At 60.7% G+C, this 23,634-nt stretch carries 21 protein-coding genes; 18 read left to right on the forward strand and 3 right to left on the reverse strand.

Annotated features, from left to right (window positions below):
• Window positions 1–31 precede the first annotated feature (31 nt).
• Both AC5RV1_RS09020 and AC5RV1_RS09025 read left to right on the forward strand, forming a co-directional pair.
• Window positions 32–1,240 carry an aspartate transaminase gene (locus AC5RV1_RS09020; RefSeq protein ID WP_493994263.1) on the forward strand — a complete coding sequence of 403 codons (1,209 nt, stop codon included), beginning with the start codon at window positions 32–34 and terminating at the stop codon, window positions 1,238–1,240.
• Between the two features lie 23 nt (window positions 1,241–1,263).
• The gene (locus AC5RV1_RS09025) at window positions 1,264–1,944 is read left to right on the forward strand and encodes a 4-carboxy-4-hydroxy-2-oxoadipate aldolase/oxaloacetate decarboxylase (protein WP_493994264.1); all 681 of its coding nucleotides are present in this window, start codon (window positions 1,264–1,266) and stop codon (window positions 1,942–1,944) included.
• Between the two features lie 614 nt (window positions 1,945–2,558).
• Here AC5RV1_RS09025 and nac read toward each other — a convergent pair.
• Window positions 2,559–3,476, reverse strand: a complete 918-nt coding sequence (nac, locus tag AC5RV1_RS09030; protein WP_493994265.1) for a nitrogen assimilation transcriptional regulator NAC — start codon at window positions 3,474–3,476, stop codon at window positions 2,559–2,561.
• Between the two features lie 319 nt (window positions 3,477–3,795).
• On the opposite strand from nac, the gene AC5RV1_RS09035 reads away from it, so the two are divergent.
• The 16 genes from AC5RV1_RS09035 (at window position 3,796) to AC5RV1_RS09110 (ending at window position 19,926) form a co-directional block, all read left to right on the forward strand.
• Entirely contained in the window at window positions 3,796–4,875 is a 1,080-nt protein-coding gene (locus AC5RV1_RS09035; RefSeq protein ID WP_493994266.1) for an ABC transporter substrate-binding protein, read from the forward strand.
• Between the two features lie 46 nt (window positions 4,876–4,921).
• On the forward strand, window positions 4,922–6,046 hold the full coding sequence (locus AC5RV1_RS09040; protein ID WP_493994267.1) for an ABC transporter ATP-binding protein: 1,125 nt from the start codon (window positions 4,922–4,924) through the stop codon (window positions 6,044–6,046).
• A complete protein-coding gene (locus AC5RV1_RS09045; protein WP_493994268.1) occupies window positions 6,043–6,963 on the forward strand; it encodes an ABC transporter permease in 921 nt (306 codons plus the stop codon). The genes AC5RV1_RS09040 and AC5RV1_RS09045 overlap by 4 nt, the downstream gene beginning before the upstream one ends.
• Before the next feature lie 2 nt (window positions 6,964–6,965).
• A complete protein-coding gene (locus AC5RV1_RS09050; protein ID WP_493994269.1) occupies window positions 6,966–7,781 on the forward strand; it encodes an ABC transporter permease in 816 nt (271 codons plus the stop codon).
• 225 nt (window positions 7,782–8,006) lie between these two features.
• Window positions 8,007–8,795, forward strand: coding sequence for a LamB/YcsF family protein (locus tag AC5RV1_RS09055; RefSeq protein ID WP_493994270.1), 789 nt, complete (start codon window positions 8,007–8,009; stop codon window positions 8,793–8,795).
• A 1-nt stretch (window position 8,796) separates the two neighbouring features.
• The gene (locus AC5RV1_RS09060) at window positions 8,797–9,519 is read left to right on the forward strand and encodes a 5-oxoprolinase subunit B family protein (protein ID WP_493994271.1); all 723 of its coding nucleotides are present in this window, start codon (window positions 8,797–8,799) and stop codon (window positions 9,517–9,519) included.
• On the forward strand, window positions 9,516–10,529 hold the full coding sequence (locus AC5RV1_RS09065) for a 5-oxoprolinase subunit C family protein (protein ID WP_493994272.1): 1,014 nt from the start codon (window positions 9,516–9,518) through the stop codon (window positions 10,527–10,529). The genes AC5RV1_RS09060 and AC5RV1_RS09065 overlap by 4 nt, the downstream gene beginning before the upstream one ends.
• 44 nt (window positions 10,530–10,573) lie before the next feature.
• Window positions 10,574–11,914: an MFS transporter gene (locus tag AC5RV1_RS09070; RefSeq protein ID WP_493994273.1), complete on the forward strand. Its 1,341-nt coding sequence runs from the start codon at window positions 10,574–10,576 to the stop codon at window positions 11,912–11,914.
• Window positions 11,915–11,995: 81 nt separating this feature from the next.
• Complete coding sequence (locus tag AC5RV1_RS09075) at window positions 11,996–12,757, forward strand: SDR family oxidoreductase (RefSeq protein WP_493994274.1); 762 nt, start codon at window positions 11,996–11,998, stop codon at window positions 12,755–12,757.
• A gap of 48 nt (window positions 12,758–12,805) precedes the next feature.
• Window positions 12,806–13,747, forward strand: a complete 942-nt coding sequence (locus AC5RV1_RS09080) for a 2-hydroxyacid dehydrogenase (RefSeq protein ID WP_493994275.1) — start codon at window positions 12,806–12,808, stop codon at window positions 13,745–13,747.
• The gene (locus AC5RV1_RS09085; RefSeq protein WP_493994276.1) at window positions 13,744–14,514 is read left to right on the forward strand and encodes an SDR family oxidoreductase; all 771 of its coding nucleotides are present in this window, start codon (window positions 13,744–13,746) and stop codon (window positions 14,512–14,514) included. Before AC5RV1_RS09080 ends, AC5RV1_RS09085 begins: the two co-directional genes overlap by 4 nt.
• A complete protein-coding gene (locus tag AC5RV1_RS09090) occupies window positions 14,514–15,581 on the forward strand; it encodes an L-idonate 5-dehydrogenase (protein WP_493994277.1) in 1,068 nt (355 codons plus the stop codon). Before AC5RV1_RS09085 ends, AC5RV1_RS09090 begins: the two co-directional genes overlap by 1 nt.
• A gap of 313 nt (window positions 15,582–15,894) precedes the next feature.
• Window positions 15,895–16,416, forward strand: coding sequence for a gluconokinase (locus AC5RV1_RS09095; RefSeq protein WP_493994278.1), 522 nt, complete (start codon window positions 15,895–15,897; stop codon window positions 16,414–16,416).
• Between the two features lie 826 nt (window positions 16,417–17,242).
• Window positions 17,243–17,629, forward strand: coding sequence for a hypothetical protein (locus AC5RV1_RS09100; protein WP_493994279.1), 387 nt, complete (start codon window positions 17,243–17,245; stop codon window positions 17,627–17,629).
• A 465-nt stretch (window positions 17,630–18,094) separates the two neighbouring features.
• On the forward strand, window positions 18,095–18,898 hold the full coding sequence (locus tag AC5RV1_RS09105) for a sugar phosphate isomerase/epimerase family protein (RefSeq protein WP_493994280.1): 804 nt from the start codon (window positions 18,095–18,097) through the stop codon (window positions 18,896–18,898).
• 647 nt (window positions 18,899–19,545) lie between these two features.
• A complete protein-coding gene (locus AC5RV1_RS09110; RefSeq protein ID WP_493994281.1) occupies window positions 19,546–19,926 on the forward strand; it encodes a hypothetical protein in 381 nt (126 codons plus the stop codon).
• Between the two features lie 465 nt (window positions 19,927–20,391).
• Here AC5RV1_RS09110 and AC5RV1_RS09115 read toward each other — a convergent pair whose 3' ends face one another.
• Together AC5RV1_RS09115 and AC5RV1_RS09120 are read right to left on the reverse strand one after the other, a co-directional pair.
• Complete coding sequence (locus tag AC5RV1_RS09115) at window positions 20,392–22,572, reverse strand: amylo-alpha-1,6-glucosidase (RefSeq protein WP_493994282.1); 2,181 nt, start codon at window positions 22,570–22,572, stop codon at window positions 20,392–20,394.
• A gap of 476 nt (window positions 22,573–23,048) precedes the next feature.
• Window positions 23,049–23,615, reverse strand: coding sequence for a recombinase family protein (locus AC5RV1_RS09120; RefSeq protein WP_493994283.1), 567 nt, complete (start codon window positions 23,613–23,615; stop codon window positions 23,049–23,051).
• Window positions 23,616–23,634: the final 19 nt, after the last annotated feature.

Below are 23,634 nucleotides of genomic sequence, written 5' to 3' on the forward strand. Positions count from 1 at the left end.
TAAGTCCTGACTCCAAACCTTGGAAGAGAACATGTCTGAATTCATACCCGCTTCACGCGTCTCCCGTATCAAGTCATCGGCGAGCGTGGCCGCCGCCGCACGTGTCCGGGAACTTAAGGCAGAGGGTCGCCTCGTCCTGGACCTCACCGTGGGTGAACCTGATTTTGACACCCCGGACAGCATAAAGGCGGCAGCAGCGGCGGCCATCGACGCCGGTGACACGAAGTACACGTCCGTCATCGGAACTCCTGCGCTGCAGAAGGCAATCCTGCAGACGCTGGAGCTGCGTACAGGGCTGCACTACTCGACCAACGAGATCACCATCGGTGGTGGTGCAAAGCAGGTCATCTTCACAGCATTCATGGCCTCACTCGACGCCGGAGACGAGGTCATCGTTCCCGCGCCGTACTGGGTCTCATACCCCGACATGGTCCTCGCTAATGATGGCACACCCGTCATCGTCCAGTGTCCCGAGGAAGACGGCTTCAAGCTGACTCCAGGTGCCCTCGAAGCAGCCGTTACCGACCAAACCAAATGGTTAATCCTTAACACCCCATCGAACCCGACCGGAGCTGTCTACACCCGCGATGAACTGCGCGCGCTGGCAGACGTTCTGGTGCGCTTCCCGCAGGTCTACGTCCTGACGGATGAAATCTACGACCAGATCTACTTCGGGGAGGGCCGGCTCTGCAGCCTGGTGGAAGTAGCATCAGAACTCAAAAACCGGGTCCTTGTAGTCAACGGCGTATCCAAGGCGTACGCCATGACGGGCTGGAGGCTTGGTTACGCCGCTGGCCCCGCCGGAGTTATCGGCGCCATCAACAAACTTCAGTCCCAGATCTCTTCCTGCCCTTCTTCGATCAGCCAAGCCGCTGCCGCTGCAGCAATGACCGGCGATCAGTCCTTCATTCGAACCAACACAGAGATCTACCGGAGCCGCAGGGACCTTGCAGTAAACGGTCTCAACAGCATTGACGGGCTCGCCTGCTCAACCCCCGAGGGCGCCTTCTACGCCTACGTCAACTGCACAGGCGTCATGGGCAAGAAGACCCCCGACGGAACCGTGATCAATAACGATCAGGACTTTGTTCTTTACCTCCTGAACAACGCATCCGTTGCCGCAATTCCGGGATCAGCCTATGGACTGGGGCCTTACTTCCGCATCTCATATGCCACAAGCCACTCGGTAATTGAAGAGGCCATCGCCGCCATCGACAAAGCCGTTCAAGCACTCATCTGACACCAGTACCAAAGGAAACTCTTATGATTCATGTCAAAACCAACATCGAACGCCCCTCTGAAGATGTGGTCAGCAGGCTCAGCAAGTTCTCGTCCGCTACCATTCACGAAGCCCAGGGCCGAAAGGGAGCCTTGAGCTCCAAAATCAAGCCCATCGACCGTTCCATGTCCTTTTGTGGTCCGGCCCTTACGGTACGTTGTGCGCCCCGGGACAATTTGATGCTTCAGGTGGCTATCCATTACGCACAGGCTGGAGATGTCGTCCTGGTGTCTGCCGGCGAATTTGAAGAAGCAGGCACCTTCGGGGACGTGTTGGGTAATGCCATGAAAGCCAAGGGTCTGGCCGCAATGGTGACGGACTCCGGCGTCCGTGACACGCAGGACCTCATCGAACTCGGGCTGCCCGTTTTCTCTGGCAGCATCAGCATTAAAGGCACGGTGAAGGAAACCATCGGGCCCATCAACCACCCCATCGTCTTCGGAGACGAAATCATCTACCCCGGAGACATACTCAGAGGCGATGCAGATGGTGTTGTAGTCGTTCGCAGGGAAGAAGCCGAGGAAGTAGTCCGCCTTTCACAGGAGCGGGACGACGCCGAACGGGACCTCATCAGGCGGTACCACGAGGGGAGCACCACCATTGAGCTGTGCAACCTCACCGACGTGCTTAAAGCCAAAGGCTTACTCGTTGAGGACGCCGTCTAGCAGGTTCTGAGCGACAACAGCAGGGGACAACAGCAGGGAGGGTCCGCGTCTGATTGACGCGGACCCTCCCTTTGCTTTCATTCAATTTTTGACTGTTGTGATCCGTATCAAGCTCCGGCCGCCCTGCATCCGGCAGGCAAGTGCAGTGGCTGGGGACACGATCGGGAGGACCTTTCTCAGCGGAAAGACCCTCCTGAATTTTTTAGGTTCGTCATCGCGAGACTAAAGTGGCGCTAGGCCGCCCGCCCGGCAGCGGGTAGGCGGGCGGCCCGACAAAATCGTCCTGAAGATGCCATACGACAGCGCCTGATTCGCCCATCGGCATCACGCTGCCTTGAAAAACGAAAACCGGCTGCCCATTGGTTCCCTCCGGCAACCAGAATCCGTTGCTTGGGCAATGGGTCCCCGTTCTGGCTACTAGTCGTGGGCTGGCCCCCAACGATTTCCGGTGACCGCTGCGGATCTTCTTCACGATAGGCTCCAAATCATATTTTGTGGAAATTCACCTGCCAAGGCCGTTTGCCTTTGTGTTTTCCACATTAGATTCCGAACCGGCGAATTGCTAAGACGAAATTCAGATGCCCTTATAAGGCAAAGCGATGACAGATGCCGGACTACTTCCCATATTTAGCGCTGAGCATCTCCTGGAGCATCTCCTGGAGGACCAAAAGGACAGCCGAGGCGGCCTCCGACAGGGGTTCGTGATCCGGCGTGCACAGAGCGATCTTGCACTGCAATTCAGGGTCGGTGATACGCAGAACATGGAAGTTTTCTTCGTGGAAAAGGGCGTCAGCGGCAGACTTAGGCAGGATGGTCGCGCCCAAATCTGCACGTAAGAGCTTCGTCAGGGACGGCACTGACTCCACTTCTCCGACCAGCTGCAGGGTCAGCCCCTTCCTCTCAAGTCCCTTCTCGACAATCTGGCGCAGCGTGTGAATCTGCTCGGGAAGGAAGAGACCGTATCGCGCAGCATCTTCAAGCGAAATCTCCCCGGACTCAGGGGCGGCCCTGTTGGTCCCGTCCACCACCAGGTGCAGGTCCTCTACGATCATTGTGGTGAATTGAACGCCCCGGATGGGGCCCGGCTCGTAGATCAGGGCCATGTCCAACCGGCCATTCTTAATAGCTTCACTCAGCACACCGCCGTAAATCTCCGTAAGGTGCACCACGATGTCCGGGTATCGCCGGCCAACTTCGCTGATGATCCGGGGTGTCAGGCTGGAAGCCATACTGTACGGCGCGATGGCGATCGACACCCTCCCGGAGGGTGCTGCCCCGGAAGAAGCCACGTCCTCGCGCGCCTGTTCGACTTGCCGGAGGATCGTTTGCGCGTGGCGGTAGAGGGTGCGTCCCGCCGCGGTTGGGACGACTCCTTGTTTGCTGCGGATGAGGAGCCGTTGCTTCAGCTCGCTTTCGAGTGCCGAGACCTGCTGGCTCAAGGCGGGCTGGGCGACGTGCAGTGCTGCCGCCGCCCTGGTGATGCTTCCGGAGTCTACGATCTTGACGAAATACGCGAGTTTCCTGGTGTCCAAACCGGGCGACCTCTCCCTCTACTGGTTCTGAAGCGGCGCCGGGTCATACGGGAAACATATGGCGGGATATGCATTTGGTCTTTGTGTGACACATATCTCGACCACTAGGTTGAGATCCAGAGCACTTCTATGTGGCACCTAGATTATACCCGTGGAGACATAGGGATTTCCGATGACACCATAGGCCTTATGCATAAATACATGGTTCCAGACTTTTAGCTGCTCTTTTTTACATAAGCGAAATAAATGCTTTGTACCTTCATGGAAGTTATCTGATGACGATGTCAGAATGCTTCCCACTCATGGAAAGAGCCGAGTAATGAATTTCTTCACCAAGGGCAAAATGGCGCTGGCTGTGGCCGCCACGGCGACGCTTGTATTAACCGGGTGTGGTGGCGGTTCCACCACCAGCAACACCGGCAGTGCAACGTCAGGCGAAGTTAACCTGATTGCCTACTCCGGTGTGTGGCAGGACCAGTACACCGCCGCGGTGATCGAGCCCTTCAAGGCGAAATACCCGGACATCAAGATTAACTACGCGTCCAAGCGGTCCTCGGCTGAGATGCTTAGCGCGCTGCAGGGCCAGAAGAACAACCCGGCCACCGACGTCGCCATCATGGACAATTCCGTCTCCGCCACGGGCAACAAGCAGGGTCTTTTCGAGAAGGTGGACGAGGCAGCGGTCCCTAACCTCGCGAATGTCCCTGAGAAGTTCCGGGACAAGGAAGGGTACGGCCCGGTCGCCATGCTCGACGCCGTCGGCCTCCTCTACGACACAGCCACCTTCCCCCAGGCCCCGGAAAGCTGGAAAGTGCTCTGGGATCCGGCGTACGCGGGCAAGATCAACGTCAACGCCCCGCCGTCCCTCCTGGGGCTGTCCCTGACGGCCATCACCTCGAAGATGGAGGGCGAGGACTACACGAAGGGCATTGACGCCGCCGTGGCCCGCCTTAAGGAGATGGCGCCGGGCGTGCAGACCTTCGCACCCAACCCGGACGAGTACCAGAACGTCATTACGGGCCAGACCGTGCTTGGGCTGGGCCAAAATGCGCGCGGCCAGTTCTACAGCGACCAGAGCAACAAGAAGATGGGCGTCACCTTCCCCGAGGAAGGAACGGTCTACCAGATCAACACCATCAACCTGGTCAAGGACGCACCCCAATCCGCTGCCGCCAAGACGTTTATTGACTACGCGCTGTCCGCTGAGGCGCAAACGGCATTTGCCAAAGCCCTCTTCTACGCACCTTCCGTCACCAACGCTGAGCTGCCCGCAGATGTGAAGGACCGTGTGGTCCCCACCGACGGCTCCCTGAACATCGTTCCCTTGGATGTTGAATTCCTTTCCTCGGCCCGCGACAAGTGGACCGACACCTGGAAGCGCGAAATCATCACCAAATAGCCCCCCCGGCACCCCTCCCCACCCTCCCTTCAGGAGAACTGAACCCGTGAATGAATCAAAACTGTCGATCGAAGATCTGACCAAAAGGTATGCAGCCGGTCTGGACCCCGCCGTCGACCGCCTGAACATGAAAGTGGAGGAGGGGCACCTGGTGGCGCTCCTCGGCCCTTCCGGCTGCGGCAAGACCACCACCTTGCGGATGGTGGCAGGCCTCATGGACCCCACCGCCGGCTCCATCGTGGTGGACGGCAAGGAAATCACCCACACGCCCGTCAACAAGCGCGGCATGGGCATGGTGTTCCAGTCCTACGCCCTGTTCCCGCACATGAACGTTGAACAAAACGTCGCCTTCGGCCTGGAAATGCGCCAGACCCCGAAAGCCGAGCAGAAGGCCCGTGTTGCCGCGGCCCTGGACATGGTCCAGCTCGGCCACCTCGGCAAACGCCAGACCAAAGAACTCTCCGGCGGTCAACAGCAGCGCATCGCGCTGGCACGTGCACTGGTGGTGGAGCCGACCCTCCTCCTCTTGGACGAACCACTCTCGAACCTGGATGCAAAACTCCGCGAGACCATGCGCACCGAAATCAGGTCCATCCAGCAGCGCACCAAGGCAACCACCCTGTTCGTCACCCACGACCAGGACGAAGCCCTGGACATGGCCGACCGGATCGCCGTCATGAACGGCGGCCTCATTGAGCAGTTCGGTTCCCCCACCGAGGTGTACCAGCGCCCACGCACCCACTTTGTGGCCAACTTCATCGGACAGGCAAACTTTCTTCCCGCCCGGGTGACGGCGGAAGCCGGACCGGCGGACACCGCCGGGGAAAGCTTCTACAAGGTGGATGTCGAAGGCCTGGGCCAGTTCGGCGCTGTCGGGACTGCAGGCATGGCCGGCGGAACCCACGAACTGGTCATTCGTCCGCACCGGCTCAACGTCTCCCTTCACGCCGGGGCAACGCAGGGAGCCATGGCGGGCACTATTGAGCGGGTCAGCTATACCGGGGACGCTTTGTCCGTTGCTGTCCGCGTGGGTGACCAGCAGCTGCAGGCGCAGATGCTGACCGGCAGCGGCGAGCTGCCCTGTATCGGGGACGCCGCGTACCTCTCGTGGTCAGCGGAGGACGCCTACCTGCTCCCTGAGCCTGCGGCGCAGCAAAGGCTGGCGGCATGACACTCCTGCGGCCCCCTTCCGCCCCGGCCAAGAGCCAGGCGCAGGATGAGGGGCAGCTGGAACGGGCCACCGAGCGGAGGAACCGCCGCACCTACCTGGCCTTGCTCCTGCCTGGGCTCCTCGGCCTGCTGGTCAGCTTCGTTTTCCCGCTGGCCTACATGGTCCGGATGTCCTTCAACCAGGGCTCCCCGGACGGGGTCATTGTTGAGACGTTCACCCTGGACACCTACATCCAGCCCCTGACCGACCCGTACTACTGGAAGGTCACGCTGGACACGTTCCAGATGGGTGTCACCGTGGGCATCCTCTGCGTCATTGTGTCCTACCCGGTGGCCCTCTTCCTTGCCCGCAGCACCAGCAAGTACCGGGGACTGCTCATCGCCATCGCCATCGCTCCGCTGCTCACCTCGGCAGTGGTCCGCACCTACGGGTGGATGGTGCTCCTCGGAACCAACGGGCTGGTCAACTCCTCGCTGGATGGACTGGGCTTGATCGACGCCCCGTTGAAGCTCACCAACAACATGACCGGCGTGACCATTGGCCTGGTGGAAATCTTTATGCCCTACGCCATCCTGGCCATGATCTCCGGCTTCGGCCGGCTCAGCCCCCAATTGGAGGAAGCGGCCGGCTCCCTGGGCGCCAGCAAGTTCAAGGTGTTCACCAGGGTCACGCTCCCGCTGTGCCTCCCCGGACTGCTGACCGCGTTCCTGCTCGTGTTCGTACTCTCCATCAGCACCTTCATCACTCCGCGGCTCCTGGGCGGTGGCAGCGTACAGGTACTGGCCACCGAGATCTACGACCAGACCACCGGCCTGCTCAACTGGCCATTCGCAGCCGCCCTGTCCGTCATCCTGCTGGTGCTCTTCGGGCTCATCATCGCCATCTACCAGCGACTCACCAAAAAGATCGGAGGCTGACCATGAGCGACGTCAAGGTATTCAAACCGCGCTTCAACCCCGCCAAACCCGCCTTCGGGCTGCTGGTGTTCGTGCTCTACCTGTTCCTGCTGGCACCCCTGCTGATCGTCTTCGTAGTGTCCTTCGCCTCCAACCAGTACCTGTCCTTCCCGCCCGAAGGATTCACCCTGAAGTGGTACGAGATGCTGCCACAGGAAAGCACCTTCATGGAAGGCATGAAAGTCAGCCTGATCGTGGCCGTCATCGTCACGCTCATCGTCCTCGCGCTGGGCGTACCGGCAGCGCTGGCGCTGGACCGGTTCGAGTTCAAGGCCAAGGCAGCCGTCCAGTCGTTCTTCCTCTCGCCGCTGCTGATCCCCAGCATCGTCCTGGCCCTGGGCATGGTACTGCTCTTCGGGCCGCTGGAGCTGAACAACACCTATGCCGGCATCATCATCGGCCACGTGGCCATCACCATCCCGTTCGTCATCCGGACCACACTGATGAGCCTTGCCACCACGGACACGTCCTGTGAAGCGGCGGCCCGCATCCTCGGTGCCGGCTCCTGGACCGTGTTCCGGCGCGTGACCCTGCCCATCATCCAGCCGGGTGTGATCGCCGGCGGCGTTATCGCCTTCATCGTCTCCTTCGACGAAGCCGTGATCTCGCTCTTCGTGGCCGAATCGGGCCTGCCCACCCTGCCCGTACAGGTACTTCGGTATGTGGAAAACTCCGCGGATGCCGCCGTCGCCGCCCTGTCCGTGATCCTCATCCTGATCTCCCTGGCGGTAGTGGTCATCGTCGAACGGGTCATGGGGCTCCGGAAGGCCCTGCGCTAACAACAGTCGGAGGGTGGCCTCAACTGGGCTGATGTCATAACAGGGACCTATAGGGTGACACCGATTACGTCTTTGTGTGTGACAAATCTCAGTGAAAGACTTTCTATGGGCCACTGAGGCTACTCTCCGTCTCCCACCTCCAGCCGCAGCCCTTCCCGGCATCTTCCGTTTCTAGGGTTCTGCTGCAGCCTGTCCCTGGTACGCACACGACAAGAAAGGCTAATCATGAGTCCCACGGTTGATCTCGTTGCAGATCTGGGCGAAGGCTTCGGTGCCTACACGCTAGGCGACGACAACGCTCTGCTGGATGTAGTCTCGAGCGCTAACATCGCCTGCGGATTTCACGCCGGAGACCCGGACATCATGGACCGGACTGTCACCGAGTGTGTTCGACGGGGAGTCAGTATCGGAGCCCACCCAAGCTTCCCGGATCTCCGCGGCTTCGGCCGGCGCACCATGGACCTCACCGCAGATGAAGTCCGCAACGACGTCCTGTACCAGTTCGGCGCCCTGAGCGCCTTCGCCGCCTACCACGGCGCCAGCGTCGTCCACCTTGCACCGCACGGCCGCCTGGGCAACCTCGTCGCCACCCGGCCCGACTACGCAGAAGCCGTGGCAGACGCCGCCGCCCGCATCAATCCGGGCTTGATCGTCCTGGCCCAGGACGGCGAATTGGCCACGGCGGCCCGGTCGCGCCAGTTACCTGTAGGCATCGTGGGCATCGCTGACCGCGCCTACATGGAAGACGGCACCTTGGTACCGCGCAACCAGCCAGGAGCTGTCATCCACGAGCCCTTGATCATCGTGGACCGCACTATCCGTATGGTGTGCGAGGGCGTCATCGAGTCCGTAGCCGGTACGGACATCCCCATTGTGGCGGACACTGTTCTGCTTCACGGCGACAACCCCGGAGCCGTGCAGCTCGCCCGGCTGATCCGCCAGGAACTCACCGCCGCCGGGGTCACTATTGCACCGCTGGCCACCGTCCTTGCTGACAAGGAAACGGCGGCCTGACATGACTGAATCAAATCGGACACCAGTCGAGATCCACGAATCCGGGGACGCGGCACTTCGTGTTGTCGCTGTTTCACCCGACAGGGAACAAAACTGGAATACCGTCCACGCACTCGCCAGCTGGCTAGAAACCGCGGGCGTCGACGGCGTACATGGCGCTGTACCAACCTATGATTCGGTCCTGTTGGAGTTCGACCCCTACCTCACTTCGGCCCGGCAAATCCGGGCGTTCGTCCTCTTGGGCATGCGCCAACTGGACTACATGGGCTCTCCGCTAAGGGAACCGCGGGATTTCAGTGTTCCGGTAGTCTACGGCGGGGAATACGGCCCGGACCTCGAGAAGGTTGCTGAGCATGAGGGCCTGTCTGTAGCCGAAGTGATCAAGCTTCACACCACTAAGACCTACATCATCCGCTGTTTGGGAGCACCTGCAGGATCACCGATGATGGACGGCCCGGACTTCCCCCTGCCGGTACCCCGTCTGAAGGACCCACGACTATCCGTCCCTGCAGGTGCGGTGTCAGTTGCCGGCAGGCAGGCGGTCATCGCCCCTGCAGTAGCGCCAGGGGGCTGGTGCGTCATCGGGCAAACCCCGCTGAGCGTGCTCAACGTGGATAGCCAACCGCTGGTCCCATACCTGCCCGGAGATATCATCCGGTTCCATCAAATTCCGGCCAGCGACTTCACCCGCTACGCCGGTCAAGAGCTGAAGGCATCCCGATGAACGGTTCGTTGAGGGTCGAACTCGCCGGCCACTCCGTCGTCACCGACCTGGGCCGTTTCGCCGGCCCACGCTATGGGCTGCCGGTGAACGGGGCGCTGGATCAGTTTTCGGCACGGGCCGCAAATATCTTGGCCGGCAACGCCGACAACGACCCCCTGATTGAGGTGACGGCGCTCGATTTCCGCATGCGCGCAAGCACAGATCTCCTGATCGCCGTCACGGGGGCACCCCTCACCCTCGTCGTGGGCGGCCGCGAATGCCCGCAATGGCAACCTGTTTCGGTAAAAGCCGGCGAAACTGTCGCCCTGCACAGCATTCACACCGGACTACGTGCCTACATCGCTGTACACGGCTCCGTCGAAGCCCCAGTCCTGCTTGGAAGCTGCGCACCCGATACCGTCGTAGGTTTCGGACTCAGGCTTTCGGAAGGATTGGTTCTCAAGACTCTCAAGAGCGTCAAGCCAATACGCCAGCCGTACTTCGACTTGCCGCTGTTCCGCTTGGGACTGACCAAACCATCTCTGAGCAGTGCTCCGATCGTTGAAGTGACAGACGGCCCCGATGTTGAAGAATTTGGGGAAACCGGGGAATTGCTCTTTACGGGCACCTACACGGTCAGCGGTCGCAGCAACCACATTGGTTTGCGCCTTGGCGGCGAGCTTCCCGAGCGGCAGTCAACCGGGGAAGTCCTGTCCCGTGGTGTGCCGGTCGGCGCGGTAGAAGTGCCCTCGAGGGAAGAGCTCCTGGTGCTGCACCGCGGCCGGGGAGTGACAGCAGGTTACCCCGTCCTCGCCGTCGTCACCAGCACGTCCTTGGATGTGTTGGCCCAAGCCAGGCCAGGTGACAGAGTCCAGTTTCGGAAAACCACCGTAGCCGAGGCCACTGCACAGCACCGGGCAGCGATCCGCCAACTCGAGAGCCTTCGCGCGACAGTATGCACAGTCTTTGCCCTGTTAGGCGTCGGGGCTCCCGCCACATGGCAGGACCTTGTACCCGCCTCGGGCACCTAAGAACGCAACAAACAGCTTTTGTACAAAGAAGTAAGGAAACAAAGATGTCAACACAAACGCGAGCGACTGGCGCGCAACACGATCCCTTGGATTCCAAGCAAACCCGGAAGGTTGTCACCGCCGGGTGCGTGGGAATCTTCGTGGAACTCTACGACAACGGCATTTTCGCCTTCATGGCGGGAACGCTGGCCCTCGTGTTCCTGGCACCGGGAAACCCGGATAACGCACTGCTGTTTGTCTTCGCCGGCTATGCCGTGTCCTTCTTCGTGCGGCCCCTCGGCGCCGTGGTCTGCGGATACCTGGGTGACATCATCGGGCGGCAAAAGCTGCTCGTCTTTGTCATCCTGCTGATCAGCGTGGCGACCGCGGGCATCGGGCTGCTGCCCGGTTACGCAGCGATCGGCATCGCGGCACCCATCCTGCTGGTGCTGCTCCGCATGCTGCAGGGCTTCTCCGTGGGCGGTGAAGCCGCCGGTGCCATGACCTTCCTCGCCGAGCACGCACCCGAGGGCAAGCGCGGCATCATCACCTCCTACGCCCAGATCGCCTCCTTCGCAGCACTGCTCACCGGCACCCTCGTTGCCTACTCCATGTCACCGTGGCTCACCCAGGCAGCCATCGACGGCGGCGGGTTCGGCGCGTTCGCCTGGCGCATTCCGTTCCTGGTGGCCATCCCGATGGGCATCATCGGCTGGTACATCCGCAAAGCCATCAGCGACACCCCGAACTTTGAAAAGCTCAAGGAAGAAGGCGGGCTGTCCAAGAACCCGCTCAAGGAAGCCTTCGCCTCCGCCGAACACCGCCGCGCCATGCTGCTGGCCCTGTTCATCCCGCTGATGAACGGCTCCGGCTACTACGTCCTGTTCTCCTACATGCCCACGTTCCTGAAGGGCAAGCAGCTGAACTTCACCATCGGCGAAGCGCTGCTGGTCACCGCCTGCAGCCTGGTGGTCATCTGCATCGCCATCCCGTTCATGGGCGCGCTCTCTGACCGTATCGGCCGCAAGAAGGTCATTGCCGGCTCGGCCATCGCCATGGCTGTCCTGGGCATTCCGTCCTACGCGCTCATCGCCACCGGCGAGATGGCATTCGCCATTCTGGGCGCCAGCATCATGGCAGTGGTCTTCGCCGGCCACACGGCAGTGATCCATATCCTGATCGTCGAACTCTTCCCCACCCGTGTGCGCTACTCCGCTTATGGCCTGGGCTACAACGTCTCCTCAGCGCTCTTCGGCGGCACCGCGCCGCTGCTGATGACCTGGCTGATCTCCTCCACCGGCAACATCTACATGCCGGCCTTCTACGCAGTGATCACCGCGCTGGGCACGCTTGCCGCCGTCAGCACCGTCAAGGACCGGGCGCACCAGCCCCTCCGCGACGCCTAAAACACACGCCGGCTACCGCCGGCGTGAAGCACTACCACTCAACTCTCAACTTCGAATTCAACCCAGCTATTGGAGACTTCCATGTCCTTTTCAGAATATTCAACCGCCTTGGTGACCGGTGCCTCCACAGGAATGGGCGCCGCGATTGTGGAGCTGCTGACCAAGAGGGGCCTGACGGTCCACGCGGTTGCCCGCAATGAAGAGCGGCTGAAGGAGCTCGCGGACAGGACCGGAGCCATCCCGCTCGCCATTGACCTGACCGACACCGCCGCACTGACAGAAGCAGTTTCCGGCCTTAAAGTGGATGTTTTGGTCAACTGTGCAGGCGTCTCACGCCCCGGCAACATCCTGGATTCCAGCGAAAGCGACATTGACGAACTGGTAGACGTCAACCTCCGCGCTCTGCTGCAGCTGACACGCCTGGTGCTTCCGGGCATGGTGGAACGGGACAACGGCCACATAGTGAACATCAGCTCTATTGCTGGCGTTTACAACTTCTACGGCCATACGGTGTACCACGCGACCAAGGCTGCGGTGCACCAGATTTCCCGTCAGCTCCGCAACGATACCGTGGGCAAGCGCATCCGCGTCACTGAGATTTGCCCCGGACGCGTCGAGACCGAAATTTTTGGCCGGAACATGGGCGGCACCCCGGAAGCCATGGAGGAGGCGTGGAAGACCTACTACGAGGGCTACGAATCGCTTACCACTGATGACATCGTCAACGCCTTGGACTACGCCGTCGAAACACCACGCCACGTGAACGTTGGCATGCTCGAACTGATGCCCACGTTCCAGGTCCCGGGCGGTCTGACCTTTGACCGCCGCGTAGAGACCGTCTGATTCCGTCGCCGCCAGTTCCCCTCTAATTAACAACCGATAGGCCTTCCCATGCAGTTAGTGCAAACCGTCAGTTTCCCCGATGCCCAGCTCCTGGCAGACCTGTCCCCGCTTCCTTCTGGGCTCCGGGGAGTGGTGTGGGACATGAAGGACAAGCCGGACTCGGCACTGGGCAAGATCGATGGCGTGATCCTGCCGTACATTGACGCGTCGGCGGTGCTGGGCTCCCTCGCGCACGTCCCGAACCTCAAATTCGTGCAGACGCAGTCAACGGGCTACGACGGGGTTCCGGAGGCAGCCGGTCCGGCGGCGGCAGTTGCTACTGCCTCGGGCGTCCACGCTGCTGCCACTGCTGAGCTGGCGGTGGGACTCATCCTGGCCAAGTTGCGGGGGATTGACCAGGCCGTTCGCGACCAGCAGATCGAGAGCTGGAAGCCCCAGCGCCGCCAGTCCCTTGCCGACCGGCGGATCCTGCTGCTGGGCATTGGCGGCATCGGTAAAGAGCTGGCCCGCCGTCTGGAGCCGTTCGAAGTGACGGTTACCCGGGTAGGAAGCTCCGCCCGGACCGACGCCGACGGCCAGGTCCACTCCTCTGAGGATCTTCTTGCCTTGGCCGCGGACCACGACATCCTGGTGTCCGTTCTGCCGCTGAACGACAAGACCCATCACCTGGTGGATGAGAAGGTCCTTGCCGCGTTGCCGGACGGTGCCCTGGTGGTCAACGTCGGCCGTGGAGCTGTGATCAGCACCGATGCCCTCACCCGGGAAGTGGTGTCCGGCCGCCTGAACTGCGCCGTGGATGTCATCGATCCCGAACCGCTGCCGGCAGGCCACGCACTGTGGTCGGCGGAGAACGCGCTTATCACCCCGCACGTGGGCGGCAACGCTTCAGCCTTTGAACCGCGGATCCTCAAACTCCTCCGCCGCCAGCTCGAAGCCCTTGCTGCAGGGGAAACCCCGGCGAACCTCGTCCGGCAGGGGGCGTTCTCATGAACGGACTGTTCGACCTTACCGGTCGCGTTGCCCTTGTCACCGGCTCCAGCCGCGGCATCGGTTCTGCCTTGGCAAGGGCACTGGCGGACGCCGGAGCCACCGTGGTGCTCAACGGCGTCAACACTGAGCGGCTGAAGGCAGCCGAAACGGCACTGGCCGCGGATTTCCCACCCGGCCGGATCGCCAGCTGTAGCTTCGACGTCACCGACGCCGAAGCCGCCGCGCGGGGCGTCACCTGGATCGAAGAAAACGTGGGTCCGCTGGACATCCTGGTCAACAACGCCGGGATCCAGCACCGGGTGCCCATGCTGGACCTGGACGTTGCCGACTGGGATCGGGTCATCAGCACCGACCTCACCAGCGCGTTCCTGGTGGGCCGGGAAGCAGCCCGGCACATGATTCCCCGCGGACGCGGCAAGATCATCAACATCTGCTCGGTCCAGACCGACCTGGCCCGGCCCACCATCGCCCCGTATATTGCGGCCAAGGGCGGGCTGAGGAACCTGACCCGGGCGATGACTGCTGAGTGGGCTTCGTCCGGACTGCAGATCAACGGGATCGCACCCGGCTACATCCACACCGAGATGACGCAGAACCTGGTAGACGATGAGGCCTTCAACTCCTGGATCCTGGGCCGGACCCCGGCGAACCGGTGGGGCACCGTGCAGGACCTGGCGGGACCCGCCGTATGGCTTGCATCCAGCGGATCGGACTTCGTCAACGGCCAGACCATTTTTATCGACGGCGGAATGACGGTGGTTGTGTAATGCTGACATCGCGAGAACTTCCGCAGTCCGGGCCTGCCGTTGTCGCCCACGCCGCCGGTGACCTGAGAATCGATACGGTTCCCTTGGAGACCCCAGAGCAGGACGAAGCCGTCATCGAAGTTGCGTTCGGCGGCATCTGCGGTTCAGATTTGCATTACTGGATGCACGGGGCCGCGGGCGAGTCGATCCTGAAAGCACCCCTTGTTCTAGGGCACGAAATATCGGGGGTTGTTGTCCGGGCAGCAGCGGACGGCACCGGCCCAGCTGCTGGAACCCCGGTCACGGTTCATCCCGCCACCCCGGCTCCAGGGAAGGAACGCTATCCACTTGACCGGCCCAATCTTTCACCAGGGTGCACCTATCTTGGCAGTGCCGCACGGTTTCCACACAAGGACGGTGCCTTCAGCCGCTATGTCAAACTGCCGACCCGGATGCTGCGCGTCCTTCCGGAGAATGTTGATCTTCGGACCGCTGCCCTGATCGAGCCTGCCAGCGTTGCCTGGCACGCCATTTCCCGCGCGGGAGACGTAGAAGGTAAGACGGCGCTGGTCATCGGCTGCGGTCCAATCGGTGCCATGGTCGTAGCTGTCCTTAAACGCGCCGGCGCAACCAGAATTGTCGCTGTCGATATGCATTCCAAGCCATTGGAGATTGCCAGCGCCCTTGGAGCCGATGAAGTTCTCGCCGCCGCCGATGTCGACGCTATCGAGGCGGTGGAGGCCGACGTCGTCGTCGAATCCTCCGGAAACCACCATGGACTGGCTTCGGCTATCCGGGGTGCAGCCCGGGGCGGAACAGTGGTCATGGTCGGTCTTCTGCCCACCGGGGCGCAGCCAGTTCTCATTTCCTTGGCGATCACCAGGGAGCTGCAGCTTGTAGGATCTTTCCGCTTCAACGACGAGATCGATGAAGTAATTGCTGCCCTGGCCGACGGCACACTGGAACTTGACCCGGTAATCACCCACCAGTACCCCCTGGAGAAGGCACTTGAAGCCTTCGAAGTAGCCCGTAACTCGGCTGAATCCGGAAAGGTCCTCCTGGATTTCTCAGACAGCACCGACAACTAGAGTTTCGACGCAAGATCATGACATGAACTGGGCACTCAGCACCTACGACCGGAAGATATGGAACGTTGCTGACTACAGCAAACGGGACAGAACTTGGCGGCGGGACAGGCGAGGACACCTGGTCTGCCCAGCCTGCCAGGGTCCTGCCCATTTCAGGGCTCGGTCCGGTAACCGAAAACCAGTCTTCGCAGTCAGCCATAAAAGGCACTGCCCCGTGGTCACAGTGACAACCAGCGCCTTCCGCTATCTCCAATAAGAAGACCCACTGCTTATTGACTGATCAAGCCAGCATTGACCATAGAACAGGAAAGACATGGACAGGCAAATACCACCTCTCGTAGTCATGGGCGTCTCGGGATGTGGCAAATCGACGATCGGTACACTCCTCGGAGCACGACTCGGCATCCCCTTCGCGGACGGCGACGATTACCACTCACCAGCGAACAAAATGAAAATGGGCAGGGGAGTACCGCTTACTGACGAGGATCGGTGGCCGTGGCTCGCAGAGATCGGGCACGCTCTGGCAAACACCGCAGATAACAGGACCGGCGTTATCGCCTGTTCCGCCCTGAAGCGCAGATACCGTGACTTTCTGCGGACCCATGCTCCGGACGTCGTCTTCATCCACCTGGCGGGCGAAACGGAAACCATCACCGAACGAATCAACGGGCGGGCTCACGAATACATGCCCAGTACTCTACTGGAGTCCCAACTGGCAACACTCGAAGCCCCGGACACCGACGAAGCCCATATCACCGTGGATATCAACAACAGCCCGGACGCCATTGTGAACCAGATCCTTGCTCAACTCGAGGGCAAGCAACTAGTCCGCTAGCGGGATGGTTTCCATGACTGGCAGTGGTGGACGCAGAGGTGACGGAGGAATTCGCAGAATATCTCTGCCACCGGCCCAGGAGGATCTCATCACAGAGGTCACCCATGGCTTTATTGGTGGACTGGCATCGCTGGGTGTTGAAGATTTCAGCGTCGGACCAGCCGCCTTTGAAAGCGCTTTTTCCCGCTCATGGGCTCACTGGCCCCCGGCTGCGCGCACCCCGCTGTCCTCTTTCATGGCAGGTCGCTACGGCTCCAAGGTAATCCTGTACCGCTTAGCACGGAAGCTTTCGAGGACTTGTTTTCCTCCAGAGGAGTGGACTTGGAGCACCTTTTCGACATTTGGGCCCCTCACGCAGCGCCTGAAGAATGGCGTGACCTCGCCCGCGCGTACCTAGGGTACATGGGGCCACCGACTTCTGCCACGGGCCTCCACCCAGTGTGGGAACCGCAACATGATGAGGGAGAGCGGAGACGGACCGGTGTTGAAGTAGCCCTGATTGGCAGGAACGGCATCAGGGTGCCGGGCGGGCTGGTGCGCCGCCGCACCTCTCCGCTCATGTGGAGCCGAAGGTCACAAGGGCCCAGCCCCAAACATGCAACCGCTTTTTCCGATGACAAGGTGTAAGGCAGCAATGGCTAGACATAAAACAAAGGATTCGGAACCGTCGGCTCGCCCCGCAACAATTTCATCGGGCTACCGGTACCGAGGAGCACGGAAAATAGAGTCGCCAGCGCAGAAGGCTGAGAAAGTCCGCGAACGTCTGAGAGAAAATCGCCAGTTGCTTTCATTCAAGTCCAGCAACCTTCGTAACATCTCATCCCGAATGAACGAGCATATTGCCCAAGCGTACGTGGACGGCGTCAAAATTACTGCGCTGGCACAGGCTGCACAGCTGACACGAGTAGACGTCCGCAGGATAGCCCTGTCGTTTGAGGACCTCTACCCCTCGGGAACACGATCAAAGGATCATCTGGCAAGAATCGCAGATCTAAGAGACGAGCTGAGTGCTCTCGAAGCCGACAGGCTGGCAGTTGAAGAGGAGCGGCTCAAGGTCATAGCCCAGGTTCGGCGGAAGGGCCTGATGGACGATTACGAACTGGCGTCCCTGAGTGGCCTTAATCCGGCTTACGTAGGGAAAATGACATGGGGAGTCAGCCCCCAGGAAGCCACACGACCCTTCGCTCGGGGGCTAGGCAAAGCATCTGCATAGGGCAAATCGTCCGGCCCTGCAGAAGTGTGGCCCAAAGTGCAGAGCATTCCAACGTGGAGCTTCGAAAGAGCACAATCCCTTGGCGTGGGCAGCATTACCCGCATAGGCCTGATGGCCCAGCGGAATTCTCTCTATGCTCTTCAAGCTTCCGAACAATCGCCTCCTTTTGCCTCTCCCAGCGGAAAGCACAGGCACGGGGCCTGCGGAGAAGGGTGCATCGGAAAGCGAGATAAGGGCATCTTAATGCCGTATGGTGACGCCGCTCACGAGGGCAACATTGGCAGGTAGATTCGATACCGAGCTCAGATGAACATCATTGAGGAGTCAGAATTCGTGGAAGTCAGCTCACGCACATTTCTTTTGACTCTCGCCACCACCTGGGCTGATCAAGTCCTTTAAGCGGCGACTCCAGAGACAAGCGCGCTCAAAAGCCTTCACCAACCAATTGAAAGAAGAAGCCTCACAATGATTTTGTCGACAGTGACCAATGAAGTACTGCCGGACGTATCTCCTGCCGCATTTCCCCGCATCTTCGAAGCTATCAGCGTCGAAGGGATCAAAGACATCGAAATCCGGGTGGTGGAAGGGAAGCGTTTCCCCCTCGTCGACCCGGATGCATGGGAGCGCCTGAAGTCAGCGGCGCGCAACCACGGAGTCGCTTTTTCCGCTGTGTCGCCCGGCCTCTTCCGAGCACCCCTCAACAGTGAGCTGATGTCGCTGCATCTCAACGGGTTGTTAGACATGAGCCTTGACCTGGCGGAACGGCTGGAAATTGACAAGATCATCGTATTCGCTGCAACTAGGAGCCCGGAGGACACCGAGGCGGACCAGCAAAAAGTCATCGACATCCTTGGCGACACTTCCGACCGTGCGGACAAGCGCGGGTTCTCCGTCCAGCTTGAGAACATCCCCGGTTCTTGGGCGGACACCGGAGAGAACTGCCTCGCCCTGCTCAAAGGCGTGGGCCGGGACAACTTCGGCTACGTATGGGACACCGGCAACCTCTACGAAGCCGAGCAGAAGCACTTCCACGACAGCTACGAAATCCTCAAGCCCTACATCAGAAACGTCCACCTCAAAGACGGCCAGTTCATCGACGGGATCATGACCTGGCAACACTTCGGCACCGGCGTCACCGACATCGCCGGTCAGGTCTCCGCCCTCAAAGCCGACGGCTACCAAGGAAAACTCACGCTGGAAGCTGCGTGTCAGCCCCACATGGAAGAGGACTTTTACGCCTCCGTTCGGTATCTGAAATCTGTCCTCTAGCTGAGGGACACAAAACAGCAAGAACCTGACCGGGTCCAACCTCATGGCCCGGCCATCCCGGGTTTTTCCATACCAGGCGGGGTCCGCGGTGTCTTAATGTTCCGCTCCTGAAACCTGTTGGGGGAAGACATCCTGATCCTGCCTCTGACCTGACGATCCTGATCAGGAGCTTGAGTAAAGCAGCTGGCTGAAGGTCGGCACCTATCCGCAACAAGCTTCGTCGACGCCCTCTGAAGGCTAAATGTTTCCATCGCATGGTGACCTCAAGAACCCGGCCGACAATTTTGACCGGCGGCTGGTTGATGACTGGAAGCTGCTGGTGGCATGGACGTCGCCGTATAGGACAGCGGCAAGATAACTGACAGGGGTCCGTTGAAGTAGTCAGGCACGACCAGTCGATCCTCTGGCTGAAACGTAACGGTGCGGTGAAACAAGATTGTCCGGCGGTGATCACTGAACGATGACCACTGCCGGTCAATCCGGGGCTTGCTCGCGTTGCTGTCGCTTCTCTGCCGTTGACGGTTGCAGCGGAAACCTTAGAAGGCGACCCCGCCGCTGTATCCGGCCAGTTCTCCCTCTGTTATAAGCGGCTTCTCAGATCTACACTTGCTTGAACTCAGCGATCGCAGGGGATGAAGGAGAAAGCCATGGCGGTCATCGAACTAGTCCGAGAAGGAATGCACGTCGTAGCTGCGGATGGGAAAAAGGTCGGCAAGGTCGAGGCCCTGAAGATGGGTGATCCGGAGGCAATAACTGTCGAAGGTCAAACGAGCCCCGAAACAGGGGCACTCGTTAACACCGGAATTGCGGCTTTTGCTGCTACGTCAAAGTTGCCTCACCACATCGTCGAGAAGTTGCTGCGGGTCGGCTATGTGAAAGTTGACCGGTCCGGGTTTCTGGCCGGTCACGCGTACTTTGCATCGGATGAGCTGGACCGGGTCGAGGGCGATACAGTTTGGCTCAAAGAAGGTCAAAGCGTTGAGGGGCAATTCGAACTTAAGGCACCCCCGCCGATCGTGATGGAGTGAAGACCTAGGTTATGATTCCAGCCCTGCCAGCCGTTGCGAAGACCCATGACCCTCTAAAAAGCGCACAGAGCCCGCGCCGGGCCTGCGTAGCCGCCTCGACCATGAGCGCTGTCATCATCACCTTTGGTTAGCCCTGCTGGTGCGGGAGTTCTCGCAGCTACTTGCCCGAGAACGTGGCTACCTGGGCACCCCACAGTGCTGAGATCGGCGTCGAGGACGTGGAGCTGGCGCTGGAGGCAGTAGGTCGGGTGGCAGGGAGGAATCCGAATTGGCCGAGCTTTGGGACGACACCCCACGAACCCTGAAGGGGGCGACTCCTTGAGGACTTGTCGAAGCGGCTGCGGGCGGCTTTGCCCTAGGAGTCGACGGAACCTCGACGATCGCACTGTCATTGAACCGGCGCCGTCCGACAAGCACTTCAACGCCGTCCTGGTCCTGGGTGAAGCCGAGCTATGCTCCTTATCCTTACTGTCCCTTGGGTACCTCCTGGGACCGCGCTTCCGCCCGCCGCTGAGCGGCCTGCTCGACCAATTCAGACATCCATGGACGGTGTCCCCGGTGGAACATCATCCCTTCTGGCAGTCCTTGGACGGACGGAACGGAATCGGTGATGTCGATGGTGACGCGGCCACCTCCCAATGGAGCGTTGGTGATGTGCAGGCGGCCATACGACTCCGGGAGAACGGGATCCATCCACACGCCTCCTGCGGACACGACAGGATCGTAGCGCATCAGGCTCGTAACCAACTGGATCGGAGCCGTCGCTGCCCACGCTTGCGGTGAGCATGCCGTCGGATAGGGGACAGGAACGGCGAGCTGCTTCCGGCTGAACCCGCAGAACAGCTCCGGGAGGCGGCCGTCAGAGTATTCGGCCGCGTCCAGTATGCCCGTAGCTATTTGCTGGGCTTCAGCCACGAACCCGTAGCGGAGAAGTCCGGCTGCGACGATTGCGTTATCGTGGGGCCAGACCGATCCATTGTGATAACTGGCGGGGTTGTAGGCGCCCATGTCGCTGGCCAATGTGCGCACGCCCCAGCCGCTGAACATTTCCGGGGACATCAGGCGTTCGGCCACCTGGGGGGCCTTGTCCTCGTCAATGAGTCCCTGCAACAGGCAGTGGCCCATGTTTGAAGCGCACGCGTCGACCTGGCGCTTCTTGCCGTCCAAGGCGATGGCATAGTAGCCGCGCTCTGGCATCCAGAACTGCTCGTTGAACTGTTTTTTCAGTTTCGCAGCCCGGTCGGCGAGCTCATTTCCAAGGGCTGTGTCCCCGGTATCGTAGGCTAACCACGCACGCGACAGGTAGGCTACGTAGACGTAGGCTTGGACCTCGCAGAGCGCGATCGGCGGCTCGGCCAGTGTCCCGTCGGCGAAGTTGATGCCGTCCCAGGAATCCTTCCAGCCCTGGTTAATCAGACCGTGGTCATTGAGGCGCTCGTACTCGACAAATCCGTCGCCGTCCCTGTCCCCGTACTTCAGGATCCATTCCAGTGCGCGGTCTGCATGGGGCAGCAGTGCGGCGATGGTCTCCTCGGCGAATCCCCAGCGGCTGACAGCACCTAGGACCATCAGGAACAGGGGTGTGGCATCGATGCTGCCGTAATAGTTGGATTTGCCACCCAAAGAGAGCCCGCTGGAGACGTCGAGCCGGACTTCGTGGAGGATTTTTCCCGGCTCCTCCTCGGTCATTGGGTCAACTACGGTACCTTGGCGGTCCGCTAACGTCTGCAGAGTGCCCAAGGCCAGGGAAGGGTCCACGGGCATCGCCATTACCGAAGCCCACAAGGAATCACGCCCAAACAGGGTCATGAACCAGGGCGCGCCGGCGGCCACCACCACCCGGTCAGGGTGGTTCGGGTCCTCAATGCGAAGGGCGCCCAAGTCGTCATAGCTCCGGCGCAGGGTCCTTTCGATCAATCGGTTGCCCATCTGCAGCACCGGAATCTTAGCCACCCATTCTCTCCGGCGCTGGTCCCGGGGGGACAAGCCGTCCCGGTCAGGATGAACAAATGCCGCCACTGCTCCCTCCTTGTTGGGCAGCACGGTCAGAACTGTACTCCAGTATCCGTGCGCCGGGAGAGACACCCGATAGACCACGGCATCTTCGCTAATCTCTGCACCGGTTGCGTGGACGACCATGCCCTTCGTGACGTCTTGCCAGACAGCCTGGATAGTGAGCATGTCCCTGTAGGCCTGGCGGGTTTCGTCCCAGCGCCGCTGAATCCGTGCCTCTTTCACCTCGAAAAGGTCTGCAAAATCCGCCTCTACGCTCAGCGCAATTACGCATTCGGCCGGTTCAGCGGAGTAGTTGCGAACGATGACCTGCTCCTGAATGCCGGCCCCGACTTCCCGTAACCGCTCTACCAGCAGTGTGCTGTCGGCGTAGCCGTCAGAGCGGCTGACCCTTCCGACAAACAACGCCCGGTACGGCTCCTTGGTCTCCGCCGCCAGCGGTTCAAGCGGTTGGTCATCAACTGTAAGGCTCCAGCCCGAGAGAATTCGGGCGTCGTGGACGAAAAGGCCATGTGGATGTTCCGTATTGATGTCCCCATTCGGCAAAGAAATGCAGAAGGACGAACCTTCGACCAAAGTGATAGTCCCCGCCCCGAGGGGGCCGGCGGCCGTATCAGCGTTCCAACCTGCCATCGAAGACCTCTCAGAGCAACTAACCGGTGCCGTTATCTTTGAGCGCTGCCCCATTCACCGCCGCTTCTCCAAACGACGCTACTCTGGCTTGAACTCCCGAACCAGAGCTAGTCCAGGACAAGGTGCAGATTGCCAAAGACATGGGAATGTATGCCGGCGATACATGGACTCCCGCCTGGAGGAAACTCGGGAAGCCGCTGGGGCATTTGTCCGCAATTCGTATGACTAGGTAAAGCTCTCGTCTGGGCGTTCGACCAGGAGGAAGTGATGGGGCCTGCGGCGCTTGGGGGAGGTGCACGTGGTCTCAGGCCTACACCTCCGCGACGGCTCAACTTTAGTTCTCAGAAACGCCGAAATCGCAGTGAATCGGCAGTTCTTGCAGCCACCCCCCGCCTTTTTGAAGAGCCGATAATGACCTTTCCTCAAGCTAAGGCGACGTCTATAGGGCATAACGACGATCCCTGCGGGAAGCGCTCTCATCCCAGTTTTGCGTGGCGGAGGTACTGGTAGACAGTCTCCCGGCTGATCCCGTAGTCACGGGCAAGGAGGGCTTTTGGAACACCGGTGCCGGCACGCTGGACCAGTTCGGCGGCCCGTTCCGGCGTAAGGGTCTTTTTCCGTCCTTTGTAGGCGCCGCGCTGCTTGGCCAGGGCGATGCCTTCCCGCTGGCGTTCCCTGATGAGTGAGCGTTCGAATTCGGCGAAGGCTCCCATGACGGAGAGCATGAGGTTGGCCATGGGGGAGTCCTCGCCCGTGAACACCAGGCTTTCTTTGACGAACTCCACCCCGACGCCTTTGCGGGTGAGTCCCTGGACCAGGGCACGCAGGTCATCGAGGTTGCGGGCGAGCCGGTCCATGCTGTGCACAACCACAGTGTCGCCTTCACGGGCGAAGCGCAGGAGTTCGGTGAGCTCTGGCCTGACGGTGTCCCTGCCAGAAGCTTTGTCCGTGAAGACCCGGTCCAGCACCTGGCCTTCGAGCTGGCGTTTCTCGTTCTGGTCCAGTGTGCTGACCCGCACATAGCCGATCCGTTGTCCCGCCACCCTGCGCCTCCAACCCTCG

The sequence above is a fragment of the Arthrobacter sp. Hb9-2 genome, assembly GCF_059091165.1.